Source organism: Brevundimonas sp., assembly GCF_046295775.1.
Lineage (GTDB): Bacteria > Pseudomonadota > Alphaproteobacteria > Caulobacterales > Caulobacteraceae > Brevundimonas.
Map to the genome: position 1 here is coordinate 1 of NZ_JBKBML010000016.1, position 18,860 is coordinate 18,860.

Here is an 18,860-nt window from a genome sequence, read left to right on the forward strand (position 1 = left end):
GACCGGGAGAAGGCTGGCGAGGTCATCGGAAAAGTCTTTTATGAACTAGATCGTCAGGGCCTAAGGCCCCATCAAGCCAAAACACGGATCGTGCCGCCCGGTGCCCGCAAGATCGTCTTGGGACTCGCGGTAGACGGCTACAAGCCGCGTCTCACCCGCGAGTACCGAAACAAGCTGCGCCTCCACGCACACATGTTAGGCGAGAAGGGTGTAGCGCCCAGCGAACACGCGCGGAATCTGCGCTTCCGGTCGGTGCTGAGCCTGAGGCGGCACATCGAAGGAAAGCTTGTTCACGCCCGGCGGGTTGAGCCAGAATGGGCGAGCGCAGTTGCACTTAAGCTCACAGGTGTCGACTGGACTTTGTGACCTTGGTTGCTGGCATCAGAAGTTCGGAAGGATGAGGCGTCCATGGAGCCCATCGATGGACGGGCACAACCAAGCTGACCTAGAGCTGCAACCCACGCTCGCGCCGACCAATCCAGCATTCCAAGCCGAGGTCGTCGCGCCTCACGAACTGAGGACCGGAGATGATCGACGTCGACGAGATGCGCGCCCCTCTGCTGGCACTGCACCGACTGCCGGGCGTCGATACGCGCTGGACCCTCTACTATGATGAGACCAACAACATCCGGCGGCTCCGCGTCTCCGACACCGGGTTCAATGTCGCCGAACCTGCCTGCTTCGTTCTGGGCGGGATCGTGCATGCGGAGGAACCTCGGGAACTTGCTATCTCCAGCCTGCGCGCGGCGGTCAAAGCCCAGCCGAGCGCCACGGAGTTAAAGCTCAAGCACATCGGAACCGGCGACGCGCTCGACCTCCTCGCTTCGCGACATCTGGGAGCCTTCCTCGCTTGGCTCCGCGCCGAGAATCTCCTGCTGCACTGGTCGGTGCTCGACCCGGTCTACTGGTCGATCGTGGACATCATCGACAGCATTCTGATTGAAACCGCACCTGCGCTTCTGGGCCATGCGCCCCGCCTCAAATCTGACTTGACTGTCGTTCTGCGCCAAGACCTCCGGGACCTCGCCGCCCTGTTTCACACCTTTGACTATCCCGACGTCTCGCCAGAGAAAGCCAATGACTTCATCGAGGCGCTGCGCACGCGGGTCGAGCATGCTTCCGGCCTCGAACCCTTCTCCAAAAAGATGCTGCTAGATGTTCTGAGTTGGGGCCGGGGCATTGCGGAGCTGCCGTTCTTGACCGGCGAAACCTCCGGCGTGCTCATCGACAGCTTCGCCGATTTCTATCGCCACAGGTTCTATCTCTTGCCCGAGGCGCGCCACGTCTTGGATACCGAAACGGAGATCATCGCTCGCCTCGAAGCAATACCCCTTTCACGCTATGGTCGGCCCTTCCAGAACTTCCGGTTCGTGGAGCGTTCGCATGACGAACCAGCGATTCAGGTCGCGGACATCGTCACCGGCCTGTTAGGCAAGGTGTTCACTTGGCTGCGTGATACGAGCCCGGCCGAGGTCTCCAAGGTTCGCGCGAGCCTTACATCTCCGGCTCGTGAAAACCATGCGGCGCTCATGGATTTGATGAGCCGTTCCATTGCCGCCTGCCCCGCCTTCTCCCACGCGGTCACCAGCGGACTGGACCAAGCCAAGACCGATCTCTTCCTCACGCCTTGAACAAGCTACGATCCATGCTGAACCAGACCTACTTCGAACTACAGGACATCCGAGCGCTGAAGGGACGGTCGTGGATTCCGCTACGCTGCGACACCGAGGAATCGTTCGACCCGGGGCCCGGCTTCAGCGACGCGAGTCGTTACACTGGGATCGCGACGGTAGCCGTCTTCCCCGGTCAAGAGGCGGCCGCCGAGCGCTTGGGTTGGGACGATCTCGATCCGAGTCCACACCGATCGCATCCTGAACCGGACTTCTATCACTCAGCCGACCTGTTCCGGGATAGTCGCTCTGACGAACCGATCGGCCTGAACCTCGTCATCGACCAGGCGCTGGAGGGCACCGCAGACGATGTGTGGCATCTCCACCCTGACCTGGTCGTCGCCCTTGGGCTCGTACGCGAAGGAGACGTCTGGTTCCGACCCAAGGAGGGTTGGGTCGAGGTCGTGCGTCTTGTCCGAGATGGAGACAAGCCAATCGCGGTGGAAATCCGGGCGGAGCACTTATCCGACTATCTCTTCGCTCGGAGCATGAGGCTTTACGCCTCAAGCTACGTTCAGCGCGTAGTGGAAGCGGACCGCAAGCCGTCCTTCTCTTGGGCGGACGACGAATACGCCGCCACTGAGGGCCGCGACGAACGTTTGGCGCAGATCGGTCCGGCCTCAGGATTCTCCGGCGGGAAGGGCTTCCGCATCCAGGGGGCCCTATGGCGCACAGAATGGTTCGAGCCCGGGACCTCCAGCCCCCGGGTCCGCGGCGACCAGGAGGTCAATGCAATCACCTTCGCCACGGGCCCCCTCGGAGAGCGGGTCACACCGCAACAGGCTCGCACCGAAATCGACTGGTTGTTCTTCGACCCGGCACTCGTCAATTCCCTGCTGCGCTACCGGGGCGGCGCGCTTTACTGGTTCAGCCAAGAAACTGGTGGGCTCGGCGCAGCTGACGCGCGGCTTCATTTTGGTGTGAATGCGAAGGGGTTGATCACCGTCTTCGCCAAGGACATCGGCAACCTCCAGCCGTGGGAGCAGCGCATTTGGGCGATGCACAGCGTCGCCAGTGACGGCGGCGTGGCCCATGAACTCTTTGACGCCCAGATGATGTGTCGGCCGGCATCGACCTTGGCGCCGGAGCCGAAACTAGGTCCGGCGCTCGCCCGGCTCGAAGAGGGGTTCCGCACCCAGTTTGGCGAGGACCTCCTGCGTCATAACGGCCAGGCAAACGATCTCCTCTCACGGTGCCATCGCTTCAGGGCTAGCGAGGCGGATGGGCTCCTCGCCCTTTCAAAGGATTTGACCCGCCTGTTCGTCGAGCGGGTCGATGTGGCTGCAGTTCACCGAGCCGCCGTCCAGCGCAATGTCACCTTGAAGAAGGAATGGAAGGCACTGAAGTGCCTTGAGGGGCTCGCTTCCGCGCGTCTGGGCGAGCCGGACGCTCGGACGCTGATGGCCCCTTGGTTCGGGACCTATGATCTGCGGTTGGCTGACGCCCATCTGAGTTCGGGGTCTCCCGCGGGACTCGATCGGGTCGATGTCGATCCGACGGCACCCGGCCCGATGCAAGGACGTGCGCTGCTCGCACGGGTCATAGCCGCTCTTGATGGGATCGCCGACGCCGTGATGCCATAGCGCTGGGTCTGCTGCTCGTGGCGGCGTCGAAGCTGCTAGAGGAGCTGTCGTTCGAGTACGGCTTTCCGATCACGCCAATCCGGCATCTTCTCGGACATCAGCGCCTGCCACGGCGCGCCATGGTCGGGATGGACACCATGGGCCATCTCGTGGGTAACCACATAGTCGATCAGCTCGGGGGAGGCCCGGACTAACTCTGTGTTGAGGACCAGCCGCCCCGCGGGCGTGAAGCTTCCCCAGCGCTGGGTCATCTGGCGGATGATCAAGCCTGGACGCTGGGCAAGCTTCGATGAAAAGCCGGGCCAAGCCGCGTCGACCCGGGCCGGGAAGATGCGATGCGCTTGAAGTTTGTACCAGTGGCGAAGGATCGCCCGACGGTGGGCGTAGGTGGCTCCGGTGCGGGTCCACATTCGCATCCGGTCGCCATCGAGGCTGACGTCCGTTCGCTCCGCTTCACGGACCAGGAGCCGGTACTGCTTGCCTAGGTAAAGGTGCGTTTCCCCGCTGATGTATTGCCGGGGTGGGGTCCGGGGGGACCATTGGTCGAAGCGTTCAAGCTGGCGCGTGATCCAGCCTCCCCGCCTCGCCACCCGCGCCGTCACCTGGTCGGTGCTGGCTTCCCTCGGCGCGTAAACAATCACCTTGCCTTCCGGCACGACGGTGATCCGCAGGGTGGCTCGGTCCTGGTGGACCACGGTAAAGGGCAGCGACCGGCTGCCCCAAGTGGTTTCGAGATCAACGGAGGCGGCCATCATCCGCCATCCTGATGCGCGCGGCCGCGAGTACAGCTTCCGTGATCGCGTCGATCACTTTGGGCTGGAGCGTGCCCCCTCCCGCCAGGCGCGCATCGTCGAAGAAAAAGTCGTCAATGGCGTTACGGATGCGGTTTTGAACGTCCCGATCATGCTGCCAGCCGACGGATCGGTGGCTCTCGATAATCTCGGCCACGGCCTGAGCGACGTGAACAGCGAGGTCGCCGTCTTCAATACCCGCAGATTTAAGCTCTCGCTGGGCGATGCCCCAAAACGCCGTCTCGCTCCCCTTGCCCTTGATCGCCGGCGGCGTCGGGTCAGCATCATCGTCTCGCGTTTCGATCCGGTCTCGCAGGGTGCGTACCTGCTCAAGGTAGGCCTGCTCGTCCAAACGGCGCTGGCGGAAGGCGTCGATTGTGTCCCGGATCAGCTTAGAGAAGCGGTCGAAGAAGACTGGATCTTCTTCCCACTTTTCCTCGATCGACCGCAGAGTCCGGTGGGCGATCTCGTCGGCGATCGAAGCGTCGGAGCGGTGCCCCTGCGCGCGTGCGGCTTCGATGGCCGCATCGTCGAACAGTGACAGCGGCTCCACGATGGTGATGACCTCGTGGGCAGTGATGTGGCGATCAAGAACATCTCGAACCCGGCGTTCGTAGTTCGACCAGTCCACCGACTCCGCGTAACGCGCTTTCACATGCGCCCGCAGGGCGATGAACCGCTTCTCATCCGATCGCCACCGCGCCAGCCGCTCGGGCGGCGTCTCGTCGAGGAAGGCCTGCGAGGCGACAGCAACAGTGAGCGTCCGCGAGAAGGCGGAAAGCGCGCGGTAGAATTCGTCGCGCAGGGCTTCGTCGGCCAAGGACCTTGCGTAGGCCTCCTCGTCGAAGCGGTTGGACACGCCGGCGAACAAGTCGAGCAGCGCAGCATGTTTCTCCGGCAGGGTCCGCGCCTCGTCGGCGATGGACGTGACCGCCTGGTTGATGTCCGCTTCGTCGAACCCCCGGAGCGCGTCGTTGGCGCTCAAAGCTTCGCCCAAATCCTGAAGCACACCGCTGTAGTCGATGATGTAGCCGAACGGTTTCGGCGGCGCATCGTCATCATCGAACACGCGATTCACTCGGGCGATCGCCTGCAACAGCGAGTGCTCACGCAACGGCCGCGCCAGATACAGGACAGTGTTCCGTGGCGCGTCGAACCCGGTCAGGAGCTTGTCCACGACGATGAGGATGTCAGGGTCGCCGCCGGCCTTGAACGCATCGACGATGCCCCGGTTGTAGTTCTCCTCCCCCCGCCATCGTTCCATCATCTTGCGCCAGAAGCGCACGACCTCGTCGTCGTTCTCCTCGTCGATGGCTCGCTCGCCCTCCCTATCATCGGGAGCCGATATGATGACTTCGGAGGTAACCTCGCCGAACTCGTCGAGCAATGTCTTCAGCACAACCGCATCCCGCTTGGATGGCGCGACAAGTTGGCCTTTGAGGCCGGTACCCTTGAAGTTGTCGGCGAAGTGCCGGGTCACATCGAAGGCGATGCAGCGAAGTCGGGCGGACACGCCCATCACCATACGTGGCCGGCTCATCTTCTTCTTGAGGTCGGCCTTCTGGGCGTTCGACAGCCCTCGCGTGACCCGCTCGAACCAAGCATCGATGGCACCTTCGTCGAGGTCCTCCTCGACGTGACGCCCTTCGTAGAGCAGGGGGACGACCGCGCCGTCCTCTACCGCGTCACGCATTCTGTAGGCAGGCTCAACCAGCCGGCCAAATTTCAGGAAGGTGTTCCGTTCCTTCTTGGCGATCGGGGTGCCGGTGAAACCGATCAGGCAGGCGTTCGGAAACACCTCGCGCATCCGAGCATGCAGGCTTTCTAGGTCGCCATACTGGCTGCGGTGGCTCTCATCGACCAGGATGAAGATGTCCGAGCCGGCATCGGAAAACTGACGCTTCGACAGCGCGGCCCGGAATTTGTGGATGACGGTGGTGATCACCGCCGCGCGCTTTTCCACCAGCTCGACCAAGTGATCGCCGCTTCGCGCGCGCTGGGGCCCCAGGCCGGTGGCCCGGAACGTGTCCGCGATCTGCTTGTCCAGATCGGTTCTATCCGTGACGAGCACGAGTCGCGCGTCTCTAACCGCCATGGCCAAGGTCTTGGCTAGCATGACCATCGTCAGCGACTTGCCCGAGCCTTGTGTGTGCCAGACCACGCCGCCTTCGCGCCGCCCTTGGGCATCGCGTCCTACCACGCGTTTCAGCAGGTCACGCACGGCGAAGAATTGCTGGTGACGCGCGATCTTCTTGAATGGCCCGTCGAAGAGCACGTAGCGGCGGGCAAGTTCGATTAGCCGCTCCGGGCGCGCGAGACTTACCAGCATCTCGTCCAATGGCGTCGCCATCCGCCCGCCGGACTCCATCAGGCCGCCGTGCTTCGCCCGATGGAGCGCGAAGTCGCTGAAGATCGCCCGCGCTTCGATGGCGTCCAGCTCGCGGTTCACGACCTCCGCGGCGTAGGCAGGATCATCCTCCCGTTCCTTCCAGGTCGACCAGAACTTCGCCGGAGTGCCCACGGTGGCATAGCGGGGGCCATGGGCGTTAGCGGCTATCAAGAGTTGGGCGGAGAAGAACAGGTTAGGTGCGCCAACGTCGGCCTTCTGGTTGCGCAGGTGCTGACTGATGCCTTGAGCCGCGTCCTCCTGGCTCCGCTTCACTTCGATCACGGCGAAGGGGATGCCGTTCACGAACAGCACGATGTCAGGTCTGATGGAGCCGCCGTCTGGCCAATCGACCGGGAACTCGGCGGTCATGTGAAAGCTGTTGGCGCGCCAGTCGTCCCAATCGATGTAGCGGAGCTGCCATTCGCGCATTTCGCCCTCGACCCGCTGTGGCAGGGCCGTGCCGAGCTGGAGCAGATCGGTGACCTTCTCGTTGGTGCGCAACAGACCGTCGAAGCGAACCTCTTTCAGCCGGGTGATCGCCTCGCCGATATTTGCGTCGGAGAAGGCATGGGCCTTGCCGCCGCGGCGGATGGCGTTCAGGCGCGACAGGCTTTCGGTGAGGATGTCTTCGAGCAGGACCGAGGAGCGGCGGCCCTGCCGCTGTCGCTCGGCTTCTCCGCGGGAGATGTACCGCCAGCCCAACGCCGACAGAGTGTGGAGTGCCTGGAGTTGGGCACCGCCGGCCTCCGAGAGCGCGAAGTCGGGTGAATGTCGAGGGCTCACACGATGGCCCTCGCCGGATCGGCTGCCCGTTTCTGCTCGCCGCCCAACAGCCTCTGCATCAGGCCTCGCTTTTGAAGGCGTAGCCTGTCTAGCTTCTGGAGGTCGGGGAAGGCAGCACTCCACGCGGCCTGCAATCGCTGGCTGACGGCACTTTGGGCCACCAACGTTGAGGGGCAGGGCACTGGTGCTGAGGACACCACTTCCCAATCGGCGCGAGGCATACGAGAGCCGCTTTGTTTCGTTGCGGCGGCCATGAACTCTGGAGTCTGGACGAGGAACGGCAGAAGCTCTGGGGCAAGAATGCCTGCGCGGGCGCGAAGCACCCAGATTTCAGTGGAGCAAAGTCCGTCAAAATCTGGATGCGCGAACTTAGCTAGGTAGGGGCGAAGCTTACCGAACAAGGTATCACCTGCCGAGAAGCGATTCCGGACTCCGGAATCACCCGTAACGGGCTGACAGCCAAGCACCCGTCCCGTCTCGCTCTCAATGTCCTCTAGTTCGACGCTGGTATCTGGAACTCCCGCGCGGCCAGGCTGAGCCTTGGACGAGACCAACGCGACCAAATCACCAAACTCCACACGGCGTGCTTGATGCTCCGCAGAGTACCCGAGCAACAATGAACGAAATCTCTGACGCTTCGCGGCGATCAGGCGCTCTGTATAATCGATTGCGCCATCCCAAGTTTGCAGTGCGGAAGCTATCCTGCGCTGCACATCGAGGTCCGGCAGCGGCAGCTCGACTTCACTCAAAAGCTCTTGGCTCAGGTTTGTGATCGAGCTTCCTGCGCCCTTTTCATGAAGCTCACGTCGGAAAAGCTCAGAGCGAGCTACCGCCAAGAGGTAATCGCCATGCACATCATCACTGGTGATTCGGGCTCGTATTGTGAAGCCGGAAAAAGCCACTCGTTCGTTGCCGGGAAAGACCATCGCGCAGCGGCCCACGAGGTCCTTGCTCCCGTTCGAGCGCACGAAGAGCAGGTCGCCATCCCTGAGCAGGCTCTCCTGCGAAACTTCACCCCGCACCGTGACCATCGCGGCGTCCGCAAAGTCGTCGAGCCGAGACCGCTGGAGGAAGGAGCCCACCCCAGCCACCTTCACGGATTGGCCTGTCGCCGCGGCATCAAAGTTTAGGCCATTTCGGAACTCGGCAATTTGCCCGAACCGAACTCGGGGCAGCCCCGCCGACACTTCACGCGTCAACGCCCAGCTCCCGCAAATACACGTTCATCCGCTCGCGGTTCTCAGCGATCTGACGCTCAAGTTCGCGGATTTCGTCCTGCACGGCCTGCAGGTTGATCTCCGGTTCCGGTTCGAAGGTATCGACGTAGCGGGGGATGTTCAGGTTGAAGCCATTCTTCTCCATCTCCGCGAGTTCGGCGCGGTGGGAATAGCGTTCGATCACCCGTCTCTCACGATAAGTCTCGACCACCCGAGCCTCGTCTCGCAGGCGGTTCTGTTTCTTGCCCGGCTCGACATCGCGACTGGCATCGATGAAAAGGACATCGCGTTCGTGATCGCGCCGCCCGCCGCTCTCGCGCGCGCGATCGAACACAAGAATGCACACAGGAATACCCGTCGTCGGGAACAGTTGAGCCGGTAGCCCAACAACCGCGTCCAGAAGATTGTCGCGCACGATCGACTCCCGAATGCGTCCCTCGGCGCCACCCCGGAAGAGCACGCCGTGGGGCGCGATCACCGCGACCCGGCCTTCGCCGGGGCGGGCGATTGCCAGCATATGGAGGATGAAGGCGTAGTCGCCCTTACCTTCAGGCGGGACGCCTCTGACAAATCGACGATACTTATCGCTCTCAGCGTTCTCCGCGCCCCACTTCTTGAGGCTGAACGGCGGGTTGGCCACAACCACATCGAACCGCTTCAGATGGTCGCCTTCGATCAGGGTTGGGCCGTTCAGGGTGTCGCACCAGCGAATGTCGGCGCCGTCCTGTCCATGCAGGAACATGTTCATGCGCGCCAAGGCGCGAGTCTGGCCGTTCGATTCCTGGCCGTAGAGTCGATAGTTGTCGCCCCCGACTTCCTCGCCGGCCCGCAGCAACAGCGAGCCGGAGCCGCAGGCCGGATCGCAGATTTCGTCGCCGGGTTCCGGGCCCGCTAGGCGCGCTAGCAGCGTCGAGACCTGGCGAGGCGTAAAGAACTCACCCGCCTTTTTGCCGGCGTCGGCGGCGAAGCGCTCGATCAGGAAGATGTAGGCATCGCCAATCACATCCTCGGCGACGTCACCGAGTTCCAGCGCGGCGAAATCTTCCAGCAGCGTCTTCAGGCGCCGGTTGCGGTCCTTGGTCTGGCCAAGGTTGCTCTCGGAGTTGAAGTCGATGTTCCGGAAGACTCCCTTCAATTTGGGATCGTTGGCCGCCTCAATGGCTTCCAGCACCTCGTTGATCAGTTCGCCGATGTTGTCCGCCGTCCGCCGGGCATAGAGGCTGTCGAAGCTGGCGGGAAAGGACTCGATGACCTGCCCGTCCTTGTCACGCAGCGTATAGGTGGGGAGTTTGAATCGCTCGCGCTCCATGTAGCGAGCGACCCGTAGCTCAATCGTCTCCGCGTCGGCACCGCGCGTTTCAAGGTCCCGACGGTGTTCCGCCGCATGAGCCTTCCAGAGGTCGTTGATGTACTTCAGGAACAGGAAGGCGAGGACGTATTCCTTGTACTGGCCGGCTTCCACCGTTCCGCGGAATGTGTCGCAGGCGGACCATACGACGTTACGGACATCTTCGGGTCGAGCAGGGGTCATTTAGGCCTCGATGGTCTTGAAAGCGGATGCGATGCAGGCGGCAGTCAACCGCGCTTCGGCGTCGCGGAGTCGTGTTCCAAGAAGCGCCTGCTCGCGGGCACAGGCGGCTAGACCACCGATCGCGCGTTGACGCTCCATCGGCGGCGTGGGCACTTCAAGTTCGCTGAGCGCCTCTTTGGGAATCCTGGGCAGGCTTGCACCGGCTGTTGAAGTGCGAAGCGACGCTCCCACCGCGGGCAAAGTCAGGAAAGCCGCGAGGTAATCGGGGTCCAGACGCCCCTCGTCGGGCCGCACCAAATAGACGTCCAGCGACGGAAAGGCGCCTAGAAGTTCGGAATCAGGCCGGATCGCTAAAGTGCGCTCGCCTCTAGACGGTACAAGGACATCGCCACGCTCGACTGGCGTAGCCCGCCCGGCCGTCGGAGCCGCGCGGCGCACCAACTGGCGACGCTCGGGGTCGAGGTCCTTCATCTGGATGAAGCGTACGCCACCGCCGTCGCTCGGTGGGGCGACGCCAGTCACGATCAGGGCGAGTTCGGCCAGTCGGGGCATAGTTCGTGGATTACACTGAAGCGCCAAGCTCCGCAACACGCAAATCGTTAGAGAAGCCCTCGTACGAATCTTATCGTATGAGAGCAGCTCTTTCGATTTGACATATTGGTTTTCTGTCGTAGCTTTCGGAGCGGAATTGAAACGGGCCCGGTGCGCTAACACCGAGCCCGTGGGTCCGATCACCGCGGCTTGGGGCCACGGCGCGATTTAGGATGGACAGTCCAACGTCGTCGCTCGGTCAGTCTCCGTCAAGCCGCTCATTAAGGAGCGACGATATGTCGATCACGAACCTGAAGTACCAGAAGTACAAGACCGACGGCTGGCGCTGGCGTCTCAAGTCCACCGCCAACGGCAAGATCATCTCCATGTCCAGCGAGGCCTATGTGGCCGAGTCAGACTGCGACCGATCGATCGAGCTCAACAAGGGTTCGTACGCCGCACCCGTCGAGCGGACGTAGGCAACGCGGGAGGGCGGCGACGCCCTCCCAAGCCACGTTTCACAGAGGGATATTGCCGCACGGCGCCCGGCCGTCTGGGCACCCAACAGCAGTTGGCGCAAATCGAGGATGCGAGATGATTTTTCAATCGGGGAAACACGAAGGACAAGAAGCAGCATACGTCCTCCTGCGCGACCCAGGCCATGCTGCGTTCATCATGGAGCGATACTCTGACGGAAAGGCCGCCAAGGAGTTCAAGCGTTTGGCGACCCTTCTAGACGCGAAGCCCTTCTCGCAATCCTGCACCACTTGCAGCCAAACGGCGACGAGAGCGACGACTTACGCTGGTGGTCCGTCCCTCTACTTCTGGTGCGACGACTGCGATGTGCACGGCATGGGCGCGATAGAGGGCAAGCTGATCGTCGTCAGGACGTTCAAGGATGCCCTTCGCTATGGTGCAAGTACGCGCGGCGAGCAGAAGTCGGTGATCAAGAGCCTGGCGGAGGCGAAGGGCTGCCCGGCGCGTCTGAGTCAAGCCGCAGCCAAGGCGTTTCTGCCCTAGCTGCTGGTCAGCCGTGGAGCACTTGGAAGCCGGAAGCGACGACCCACCATTCGATGATGTTGGTGGCTGGAATCTGAAATCCGCGGGCACGGAGCTTTTCAGCATCCTTGGTGTGAAGGCGCCCGGTTGTGCCATGACTAGGGGAACCGTCGAGGTTCACTACGACGATCTCGTCGCCCTTACGTCCGTAGACGTGGGCATGCGGATCACCTGCACCTCCAAGGTGCGTCGGCCGGTCGATGCGGATGCTTCTTTTGAACCGACCATCGAGCCAGAGACCCTCAAGCAGGAGGCTGCCGTCTTCCGCCGAAGAGATGGGGAGAAACACTTCTTCGAGGATCAGCACGTCGTCTATCGCCGCCTGGATGGTTTCCGTGAGCCTACGAATATCTGTCAAGGAACACCCCCGCCGGTTCGACAGTTCGCCCAACCGCGAGAGTCCAATCATCTCTGTCGAAGTCCAAGGTGTTGTGACATCCGACAAAGAATGGCGCACCCGAAGAGATTCGAACTCCTGACCCCCAGATTCGTAGTCTGGTGCTCTATCCAGCTGAGCTACGGGTGCGCGTCGCCGTTGGCGAGGGCGGGTAACTAGCCGCTGATGCGGGGGGATGCAAGCGCCCCTATGCGGAAATCGCACGCGGTCGACGGCCACGTTGATTTGGCGGCGATTCGCTCCCACATCTCGGCCAGACATCAGGCGCGCGTGCGCCGTTCAGGAGAGTTCCATGGCTACGCTCAAGGTCACCGACGAAAGCTTCGACACCGACGTGCTGAAGGCGTCCACCCCCGTGCTGGTCGACTTCTGGGCCGAGTGGTGCGGGCCCTGCAAGCAGATCGGCCCCGCTCTGGAGCAGATTTCCGACGAGCTGGCCGGCCAGGTGACCATCGCCAAGGTCAACATCGACGACAGCCCCATGACCCCCTCCAAGCTGGGCGTGAAGGGCATTCCGACCCTGATGCTGTTCAAGGACGGTCAGATGGCCTCGATGAAGGTCGGTGCCATGCCCAAGGGCAAGATCGTGGAATGGCTGGCCGAGGCCGGGGTGAAGGCGCAGGGCTGATCCCTTCGCCGGAGCGGGCCTTTGCTTTGATACGGCGGGCCCGCCGCCGTGCTAGGCCTAAAGCATGACCGAAGACGCGCGCGATCCCATCGATGATGCTCAGACGGATGAGACGCCCGTCCAGCGGGCGCTGCGACTGAAGAAGGCGGCCATCGACGCCCGGCCCAAGTCGCCGCGCGGCGGCGGTTTTCAGCGCGAGCAGTCGGCGCGGATAGCCGCCGGCAAGTCCAAGCCTTGGATGAGCCGTTAAGGCTTCAGTCCGGCCAGGTATCGCGGCTGGCCCCCAGGACTTCGCCAGCCAGATACAGCGACCCGCAGATCACCACCCGTCCGGCGCCCAGCCGCAGCGCGGTGCGCAGCGCCTCGTCGACCGAGGCGGAAGCGCTGGCCGCAAGGCCGTGGCCGCGCGCAACCGCCGCCAGGGCCGCCGGCTCGGCGCAGGCGCCTTCAAAACCGACGGTGAACACCGTGGCGTCGGACCCCTTCAGAGCCTCGAAGAATCCGCCCGCGTCCTTGTTGGCCAGAATGCCGACGATCAGGGCGGTGGGGCGCGGCGCGCGCGCCTGGCGCTCCGCCAGCGTCCGAGCCAGGGCCTGGGCGGCGTGGGGATTGTGCCCGCCGTCCAGCCACAGCTCGGCGTCCGCCGTTTTCGCCGCCTCGCCATAGGGGCCGGCGGAGAGCCGCTGCATCCGCGCCGGCCAGCGCACGGCGTTCAGGCCTGCCGCGATCGCGGCCTCAGGCAGGTCCAGTTCCAGGGCCGCGGCCACGGCCAGGCCGGCGTTGTCGATCTGATGCGCGCCCGCCAGCGCCGGCGCGGGCAGGTCCAGAAACCGCTCCTGATCCTGGAACACCAGCCCGCCGCGCTCGCCCCAGGCGTCGAAATCCACGCCCATGACGGTCAGGGGAGAGCCGACAGTCACGGCCGCGCCCTCGATGGCCGCCAGGGCAACCTCGGTCTGTCGCGCCACCACGCCCCGCGCCCCGGCCTTGAGGATGCCCGCCTTCTCGCGCGCGATGCCGGCCAGGTCGGTTCCCAGGAACTCGGCGTGGTCCAGATCGACCGGCGTGATCAGGCTCAGCAGTGGGCGCGCGATGACGTTTGTGGCGTCCAGAACCCCGCCCAGCCCGACCTCGACGATGGCCAGGTCCGCCGGCGTCTCGCTCATGGCCAGAAAGGCGGCGGCAGTGGTGCTTTCGAACACCGTGGCCTCGACGCCGGTCGCTTCCACGCGGTCCAGGGCGGCGTTAAGTGCCGCGTCGTCGATGAGCCGCCCCGCCAGGCGGATGCGCTCGTTGAACCGCACCAGATGCGGCGAGGTGTAGACATGGACGCGCAGACCCGCCGCCTCGGCCATGGCGCGCAGCAGGGCGACGGTCGAGCCCTTGCCGTTGGTGCCGGCGACATGGACGACCGGCCCCAGCCGGTCCTGCGGATCGCCCAGCGCCGCGCACAGGGCCCGCATCCGCTCCAGCGACAGATCGATTTTCTGCGGATGCCGCGCCAGCAGACGGGCGGAGATGGGGTCCACGGCCGTCAGGCGGCCCGGCGCTTGCCGCCCATCAGCATGGACAGGATCAGGCCGAGCGTGCGCGGCAGGTCGTGGCGGGTGACGACGCGGTCGACCATGCCCTTCTCCTGCAGATATTCGGCGCGCTGGAAGCCAGGGGGCAGCTTCTCGCGGATGGTGGCCTCGATCACGCGCGGCCCGGCGAAGCCGATCAGGGCGCCCGGCTCGGCCAGATGCACATCGCCCAGCATGGCGTAGGACGCGGTCACGCCGCCCGTGGTCGGGTCGGTCAGCACCACGACATAGGGCAGGCCGGCCTGTTTGACCTCCTGCACCGCCAGGGTGGATCGCGCCATCTGCATCAGGCTGAGCGCGCCTTCCTGCATGCGCGCACCGCCGGCGGCGGTGAAGCACACCAGCGGAACGCCGCGCTTCACGGCCTCGCGCGCGGCGGCGACGAAGGCCTCGCCCGCCGCCATGCCAAGCGATCCGCCCATGAAGCTGAAGTCCTGGACGATGACCACGGCGGCCTGGCCGTCGACGTCGCCATAGCCGATCGCCATGGTGTCCTTGCGGCCCGCCGCCTTGCGGGCGGCGGTCAGGCGGTCCTTGTAGGGCTTGCCGTCCGAGAACTTGAGCGGATCCTCGGGCACGTCCGGCGTCGGAATCGATTCATAGCGCCCGTCGTCGAAGGTGAAGCGCAGGCGCGCCTCGGCGTTCAGGCGCATATGACGCCCGCCCGGCGTGACCCACAGGGCCGCCTCCAGGTCCGAGCGATAGATCATCTCGCCCGTGTCGGGGTCCTTGACCCACAGATTGTCCGGCGTGTCGCGGCGGCTGACGATCTTGCGCACGCCGGGCGCGAAGCGGCTGAGCCAGCCTCCGCGCTTCTCGGTCTGCGGCTTGTCGGCGGATTTGTTCTTGTCGACCATGGGCGCCGCTTTAGACCGTTTCGACGGCCCGCGCATCCCTGACCGCATCGGCCAGCCGACGCACTTGGGCCAGGACGCGAGGCGCGGCGGGGTCTCCGGCCTCGAGGGCTGCGGCGACCTCGTCCACGAACAGAGAGCCGACGACCACCGCATCGGCGACCCGCGCGATCTCGGCGGCGCGCTCGGGCGTTCTGACGCCGAAACCGACGGCGACCGGCAGGCCCGAGGCGGCGCGCACCCGCTCAACGGCCGGCGCGACCGAGGCGGCCTGCGCCTCCTTCACGCCGGTCACCCCGGCGACCGACACATAATAGACGAAGCCCGAGGTGCGGCCGGCCACGACCTTCAGCCGCGCATCGTCCGTCGTCGGCGTGGCCAGGCGGATCAGCGACAGCTGATTGGCGTCCAGCGCGTCGCTCAGCGGCGCGGCCTCCTCGGGCGGACAGTCCACGACGATCAGGCCGTCGACTCCGGCCAGAGCCGCATCGCGCGCAAAGGCGTCATAGCCATAGCTCTCGATGGGATTGAGATAGCCCATCAAGATCAGCGGCGTTTCATCGTCGCCTCGCCGGAAGTCCGCCACCAGCTCGAGCGTCGAGGCCAAGGTCATGCCGGCCTTCAGCCCGCGCAGCGCCGCGCGCTGGATAGGCGGCCCCTCGGCCATGGGGTCGGAAAAGGCCAGGCCCAGTTCGATCAGATCGGCCCCGGCGGCGGGCAGGCCGCGCAGGATCTCCAGCGCTTCGTCGCGGCTGGGGTCGCCGGTCATGACGTAGGGGATGAAGCCTGCCCTGCCCTCAGCCTTCAGCCGGGCGAAACGGGCGTCGATGCGCGCGGTGGTCATTGGGCGGGCGCGGGCTCCGAACCGGCCGGCGCGGCCACGCAGACATCACCGGGGATGGTGGCGAAGCCGATGTAGCCCGGCGCTTCCGGCGCGGCCGGCCGCGTGGTGTCGTAGAAGGCCACCATCTGCAGGCCGTCGCAGCCGCCGCCTTCACGGCGCTTGACCAGGATCACACGGTTGTCGTCGCCATCCGCGGCCAGCCAGCCCTGTCCCTCGAAGTGGCGGATGTATTCATCCGCCAAGGCGCCGACCGAGGCGATCGGTGCGGTCACGCAAAAGGCGCGGCCGGCCAGGTTGTGCAGGTTGCCGCAATCCGGCGAGGCCTGGGCCACGCCCAGGATCGGGGTGTCCGTGGCGGGCGCCCCCTGGGCCTGGACGGTCAGCGTCAGGGCGGCGGCGAAGAAGGTCGTCAGGATCATGGTTTCGGTTCGAGCCTTAGAGCTCGACTCCCAGATGCTTGGCTACGGTGAAGATGTCCTTGTCGCCTCGGCCCGACAGGACCAGCACGACATCGCCGCCCTTGCCGACGTCGCGGGCGACTTCGCCGATGCGGGCCAGGGCGTGGGCGGGCTCCAGGGCGGGAATGATCCCCTCCAGCTGCGACATCTGCTGGAAGGCGGCCAGGGCCTCGTCGTCGGTGGCCGACAGATATTCGCCGCGACCCAGGTCGTTCAGCCAGGCGTGCTCGGGTCCGATGCCGGGATAGTCCAGGCCGGCCGAAATGGAGTGGCCCTCGAGGATCTGGCCGTCCGCGTCCTGCAGCAGATAGGTGCGGTTGCCGTGCAGCACGCCAGGGCGGCCGCCCTTCAGGCTGGCGGCGTGGTCGGGGGTGTCCAGGCCGTGGCCCGCCGCCTCGACCCCGATCAGACGAACGTCCGTATCGTCGACGAAGGGGTGGAAGGCGCCGATGGCGTTTGAGCCGCCGCCGATGCAGGCCACCACCGCCTCGGGCAGCTTGCCCATCCGCTCCAGCGACTGCTGCTTGATCTCACGCCCGATCACCGACTGGAAATCGCGCACCATGGCCGGATAGGGTGCAGGGCCCGCCGCCGTGCCGATGATGTAATAGGTGTCCTCGACGTTGGTCACCCAGTCGCGCATGGCCTCGTTCATGGCGTCCTTGAGCGTCGCCGCCCCGGCCGTCACGGCTGCGACCTCGGCGCCCATCAGCTTCATGCGGAACACGTTGGGCTGCTGCCGCTCCACGTCCACCGCGCCCATGTAGACGACGCACGGCAGGCCGAAGCGCGCGCAGACGGTGGCCGAGGCGACGCCGTGCTGGCCGGCGCCGGTCTCGGCGATGATGCGGGTCTTGCCCATGCGTCGGGCCAGCAGGATCTGGCCCATGCAGTTGTTGATCTTGTGTGCGCCCGTGTGGTTCAGGTCCTCGCGCTTCAGCCAGATGCGCGCGCCGCCGTGATGCTCGGTCAGGCGTTCGGCCAGGTACAGCGGGCTGGCGCGGCCGACATAGTGCTCCAGGAAGCTGTCCAGCTCGGCCTGGAAGGTCGGATCGGCCTTGGCCTCGGCGTAGGCCGCGTCCAGCTCGTGGATCAGCGGCATCAGGGTTTCGGGCACGAAGCGGCCGCCGTAGGGGCCGAAACGGCCCTGGGCGTCGGGCCAGGCGTAGGTGTTGGGCAGGATGGCGTTCACGGGCTTCAATCTTTCGCGGGAAGGCGACGAAATCAGGACCGTTTGACGGCCCGCAGGAAGGCCGCAATCCGGGCCGTGTCCTTAACACCCGGCGCGCTTTCCACGCCAGAGGAGACATCGACCGCCTGAGCACCGGTCAAGCCCACCGCCTCGGCCACATTGTCGGGGTCAAGACCGCCGGCCAGGAACCACGGCTGGGCGAAGCGCCGGCCGCGCATCAGGGTCCAGTCGAACTTCGCCCCCACGCCGCCGGGCAGCACCGATCCGCGCGGCGGCTTGGCGTCGAACATCAGCCAGTCGGCCGCGCCGGCCCATTGCCCCGCCGCATCCAGATCAGAGCCGTCGCGAACCGCCAGCGCCTTGATCACGCCCGCCCCCGTCAGCCGTTGCGCCTCAGCCGCCCGGCGCGGCGTCTCGGCTCCGTGCAGCTGGATCAGATCGGGCTTCAGGATCAGCGCCACCTCGGTCAGCAGGGCGTCGCTCGGATCGACCAGCACCGCCACCACCTTGGCCCGCCCTCTTGCCCGCTCGAACAGGGTCGCGGCGTGGAGCGGATCCAGGTGCCGGGGGCTCTTGGGAAACACCACCGCCCCCACGAAGTCCGCCCCGCCCGCCAAGGCCGCATCCAGCGTCTCGGGCGTCGTCAGTCCGCAGATCTTGGTCAGAGTCATGGGACGACGACCTCAACGCCTTGAACTTCAGCGGCGAGCGCCAGATCGCGATCGAACGTCGCCAGTCGGTGTCCGTGTCGAAGAACCATGGCGAGATGCAATGCGTCTGGCGTCCTCAGGCGTGCGCCGTCTCGGATCAGTCGACGGCAGCGACTGACATCCGCCTCATCCATCGGACAGCCGGCTTGCAGTTCGGCCCAGTCGTCGAAGGTCATCTCGATCGCGCGCCGATCCTGGTCCGACAGGTTTGATGCACGCGATCGCAACGCCAGCGCAGAGCTGAACTCGGCCCGCGCCCACCGACTGATGACCACATCGACGTTGCTGACCAGAAAAGCGGCTGCGCGGTCCGAATGATCGTCTTCGACAAAGGCCGACACCAGGACGCTGGTATCCAGGTAAACGGTCAAATCAGTCCTCGTCCCGCATCTGGCGGATCAGATCGACAGAGTTGATCGGGTTCTTCGGCTTCACGCGCACGCGCTGAAACCATTCTAGATCGACCGCGCCGTTCGTGCGGGCCGGCGGTTCGGCCGGCTCCAGACGCGCGATGGGCTTGCCGCGCCGGGTGATGGTCACGGCTTCGCCGGCCAGCATGCGGTCAAGCAGCCGGGGCAGGTTGTTCTTGGCTTCAGCGACAGAATAGCTGGACATGGCCATCAAGATAGCCATCTGCGAC

The 18,860-nt window shown here is 64.9% G+C and carries 21 protein-coding genes and 1 tRNA gene; 7 read left to right on the forward strand and 15 right to left on the reverse strand.

Features of this window, described 5'->3' with window-relative positions; all coding sequences use genetic code 11:
- The 3 genes from ACK4I0_RS10245 to ACK4I0_RS10255 all read left to right on the forward strand — a co-directional run.
- Window positions 1–366: hypothetical protein (locus ACK4I0_RS10245; RefSeq protein ID WP_409610598.1), on the forward strand; the 366-nt coding region annotated here is incomplete at its 5' end.
- A 161-nt stretch (window positions 367–527) separates the two neighbouring features.
- Window positions 528–1,631 carry a DUF3800 domain-containing protein gene (locus ACK4I0_RS10250; RefSeq protein WP_409610600.1) on the forward strand — a complete coding sequence of 368 codons (1,104 nt, stop codon included), beginning with the start codon at window positions 528–530 and terminating at the stop codon, window positions 1,629–1,631.
- Window positions 1,632–1,645: 14 nt separating this feature from the next.
- A complete protein-coding gene (locus ACK4I0_RS10255; RefSeq protein WP_409610602.1) occupies window positions 1,646–3,253 on the forward strand; it encodes a hypothetical protein in 1,608 nt (535 codons plus the stop codon).
- A 35-nt stretch (window positions 3,254–3,288) separates the two neighbouring features.
- On the opposite strand, the gene ACK4I0_RS10260 is transcribed toward ACK4I0_RS10255, so the two are convergent.
- From ACK4I0_RS10260 to ACK4I0_RS10280, 5 genes are read right to left on the reverse strand one after another with little or no spacing between them, the layout of a single operon-like run.
- Window positions 3,289–4,008, reverse strand: a complete 720-nt coding sequence (locus tag ACK4I0_RS10260) for a M48 family metallopeptidase (RefSeq protein ID WP_409610604.1) — start codon at window positions 4,006–4,008, stop codon at window positions 3,289–3,291.
- A complete protein-coding gene (locus tag ACK4I0_RS10265; protein WP_409610606.1) occupies window positions 3,989–7,216 on the reverse strand; it encodes a type I restriction endonuclease subunit R in 3,228 nt (1,075 codons plus the stop codon). The genes ACK4I0_RS10260 and ACK4I0_RS10265 overlap by 20 nt, the downstream gene beginning before the upstream one ends.
- Window positions 7,213–8,415 carry a restriction endonuclease subunit S gene (locus ACK4I0_RS10270; RefSeq protein WP_409610608.1) on the reverse strand — a complete coding sequence of 401 codons (1,203 nt, stop codon included), beginning with the start codon at window positions 8,413–8,415 and terminating at the stop codon, window positions 7,213–7,215. The genes ACK4I0_RS10265 and ACK4I0_RS10270 overlap by 4 nt, the downstream gene beginning before the upstream one ends.
- Complete coding sequence (locus ACK4I0_RS10275; protein ID WP_409610610.1) at window positions 8,405–9,964, reverse strand: type I restriction-modification system subunit M; 1,560 nt, start codon at window positions 9,962–9,964, stop codon at window positions 8,405–8,407. The genes ACK4I0_RS10270 and ACK4I0_RS10275 overlap by 11 nt, the downstream gene beginning before the upstream one ends.
- Window positions 9,965–10,516, reverse strand: coding sequence for a hypothetical protein (locus ACK4I0_RS10280; RefSeq protein WP_409610612.1), 552 nt, complete (start codon window positions 10,514–10,516; stop codon window positions 9,965–9,967).
- A gap of 275 nt (window positions 10,517–10,791) precedes the next feature.
- On the opposite strand from ACK4I0_RS10280, the gene ACK4I0_RS10285 reads away from it, so the two are divergent.
- Window positions 10,792–10,974, forward strand: a complete 183-nt coding sequence (locus tag ACK4I0_RS10285; RefSeq protein WP_409610614.1) for a YegP family protein — start codon at window positions 10,792–10,794, stop codon at window positions 10,972–10,974.
- A gap of 115 nt (window positions 10,975–11,089) precedes the next feature.
- On the forward strand, window positions 11,090–11,515 hold the full coding sequence (locus ACK4I0_RS10290; protein ID WP_409610616.1) for a hypothetical protein: 426 nt from the start codon (window positions 11,090–11,092) through the stop codon (window positions 11,513–11,515).
- A 7-nt stretch (window positions 11,516–11,522) separates the two neighbouring features.
- On the opposite strand, the gene ACK4I0_RS10295 is transcribed toward ACK4I0_RS10290, so the two are convergent.
- Together ACK4I0_RS10295 and ACK4I0_RS10300 are read right to left on the reverse strand one after the other, a co-directional pair.
- Window positions 11,523–11,912 (reverse strand): hypothetical protein, encoded by a 390-nt coding sequence (locus ACK4I0_RS10295; RefSeq protein WP_409610618.1) that lies wholly within the window; start codon window positions 11,910–11,912, stop codon window positions 11,523–11,525.
- Between the two features lie 91 nt (window positions 11,913–12,003).
- Window positions 12,004–12,080: transfer RNA gene (locus ACK4I0_RS10300), tRNA-Arg, on the reverse strand.
- Window positions 12,081–12,243: 163 nt separating this feature from the next.
- Between ACK4I0_RS10300 and trxA the strand changes: the two genes are divergently transcribed.
- Window positions 12,244–12,579, forward strand: coding sequence for a thioredoxin (gene trxA, locus ACK4I0_RS10305; RefSeq protein ID WP_409610620.1), 336 nt, complete (start codon window positions 12,244–12,246; stop codon window positions 12,577–12,579).
- 64 nt (window positions 12,580–12,643) lie between these two features.
- Window positions 12,644–12,829 (forward strand): hypothetical protein, encoded by a 186-nt coding sequence (locus ACK4I0_RS10310; RefSeq protein WP_409610622.1) that lies wholly within the window; start codon window positions 12,644–12,646, stop codon window positions 12,827–12,829.
- A gap of 4 nt (window positions 12,830–12,833) precedes the next feature.
- Here ACK4I0_RS10310 and ACK4I0_RS10315 read toward each other — a convergent pair whose 3' ends face one another.
- The 8 genes from ACK4I0_RS10315 to ACK4I0_RS10350 are packed head-to-tail and all read right to left on the reverse strand — an operon-like array spanning window position 12,834 to window position 18,853.
- Window positions 12,834–14,108, reverse strand: coding sequence for a bifunctional folylpolyglutamate synthase/dihydrofolate synthase (locus ACK4I0_RS10315; RefSeq protein ID WP_409610624.1), 1,275 nt, complete (start codon window positions 14,106–14,108; stop codon window positions 12,834–12,836).
- Between the two features lie 5 nt (window positions 14,109–14,113).
- Window positions 14,114–15,019 carry an acetyl-CoA carboxylase carboxyltransferase subunit beta gene (locus ACK4I0_RS10320; RefSeq protein WP_409610626.1) on the reverse strand — a complete coding sequence of 302 codons (906 nt, stop codon included), beginning with the start codon at window positions 15,017–15,019 and terminating at the stop codon, window positions 14,114–14,116.
- A 10-nt stretch (window positions 15,020–15,029) separates the two neighbouring features.
- Window positions 15,030–15,860 (reverse strand): tryptophan synthase subunit alpha, encoded by an 831-nt coding sequence (gene trpA, locus ACK4I0_RS10325; protein WP_409610628.1) that lies wholly within the window; start codon window positions 15,858–15,860, stop codon window positions 15,030–15,032.
- On the reverse strand, window positions 15,857–16,279 hold the full coding sequence (locus ACK4I0_RS10330; RefSeq protein ID WP_409610630.1) for a hypothetical protein: 423 nt from the start codon (window positions 16,277–16,279) through the stop codon (window positions 15,857–15,859). The genes trpA and ACK4I0_RS10330 overlap by 4 nt, the downstream gene beginning before the upstream one ends.
- A 16-nt stretch (window positions 16,280–16,295) precedes the next feature.
- Entirely contained in the window at window positions 16,296–17,510 is a 1,215-nt protein-coding gene (gene trpB / locus ACK4I0_RS10335) for a tryptophan synthase subunit beta (RefSeq protein WP_409610632.1), read from the reverse strand.
- Window positions 17,511–17,542: 32 nt separating this feature from the next.
- Window positions 17,543–18,181, reverse strand: a complete 639-nt coding sequence (locus ACK4I0_RS10340) for a phosphoribosylanthranilate isomerase (protein ID WP_409610634.1) — start codon at window positions 18,179–18,181, stop codon at window positions 17,543–17,545.
- A complete protein-coding gene (locus ACK4I0_RS10345; protein ID WP_409610636.1) occupies window positions 18,178–18,591 on the reverse strand; it encodes a type II toxin-antitoxin system VapC family toxin in 414 nt (137 codons plus the stop codon). The genes ACK4I0_RS10340 and ACK4I0_RS10345 overlap by 4 nt, the downstream gene beginning before the upstream one ends.
- A gap of 1 nt (window position 18,592) precedes the next feature.
- Window positions 18,593–18,853: a type II toxin-antitoxin system Phd/YefM family antitoxin gene (locus ACK4I0_RS10350; protein ID WP_409610637.1), complete on the reverse strand. Its 261-nt coding sequence runs from the start codon at window positions 18,851–18,853 to the stop codon at window positions 18,593–18,595.
- Between the last annotated feature and the right edge of the window lie 7 nt (window positions 18,854–18,860).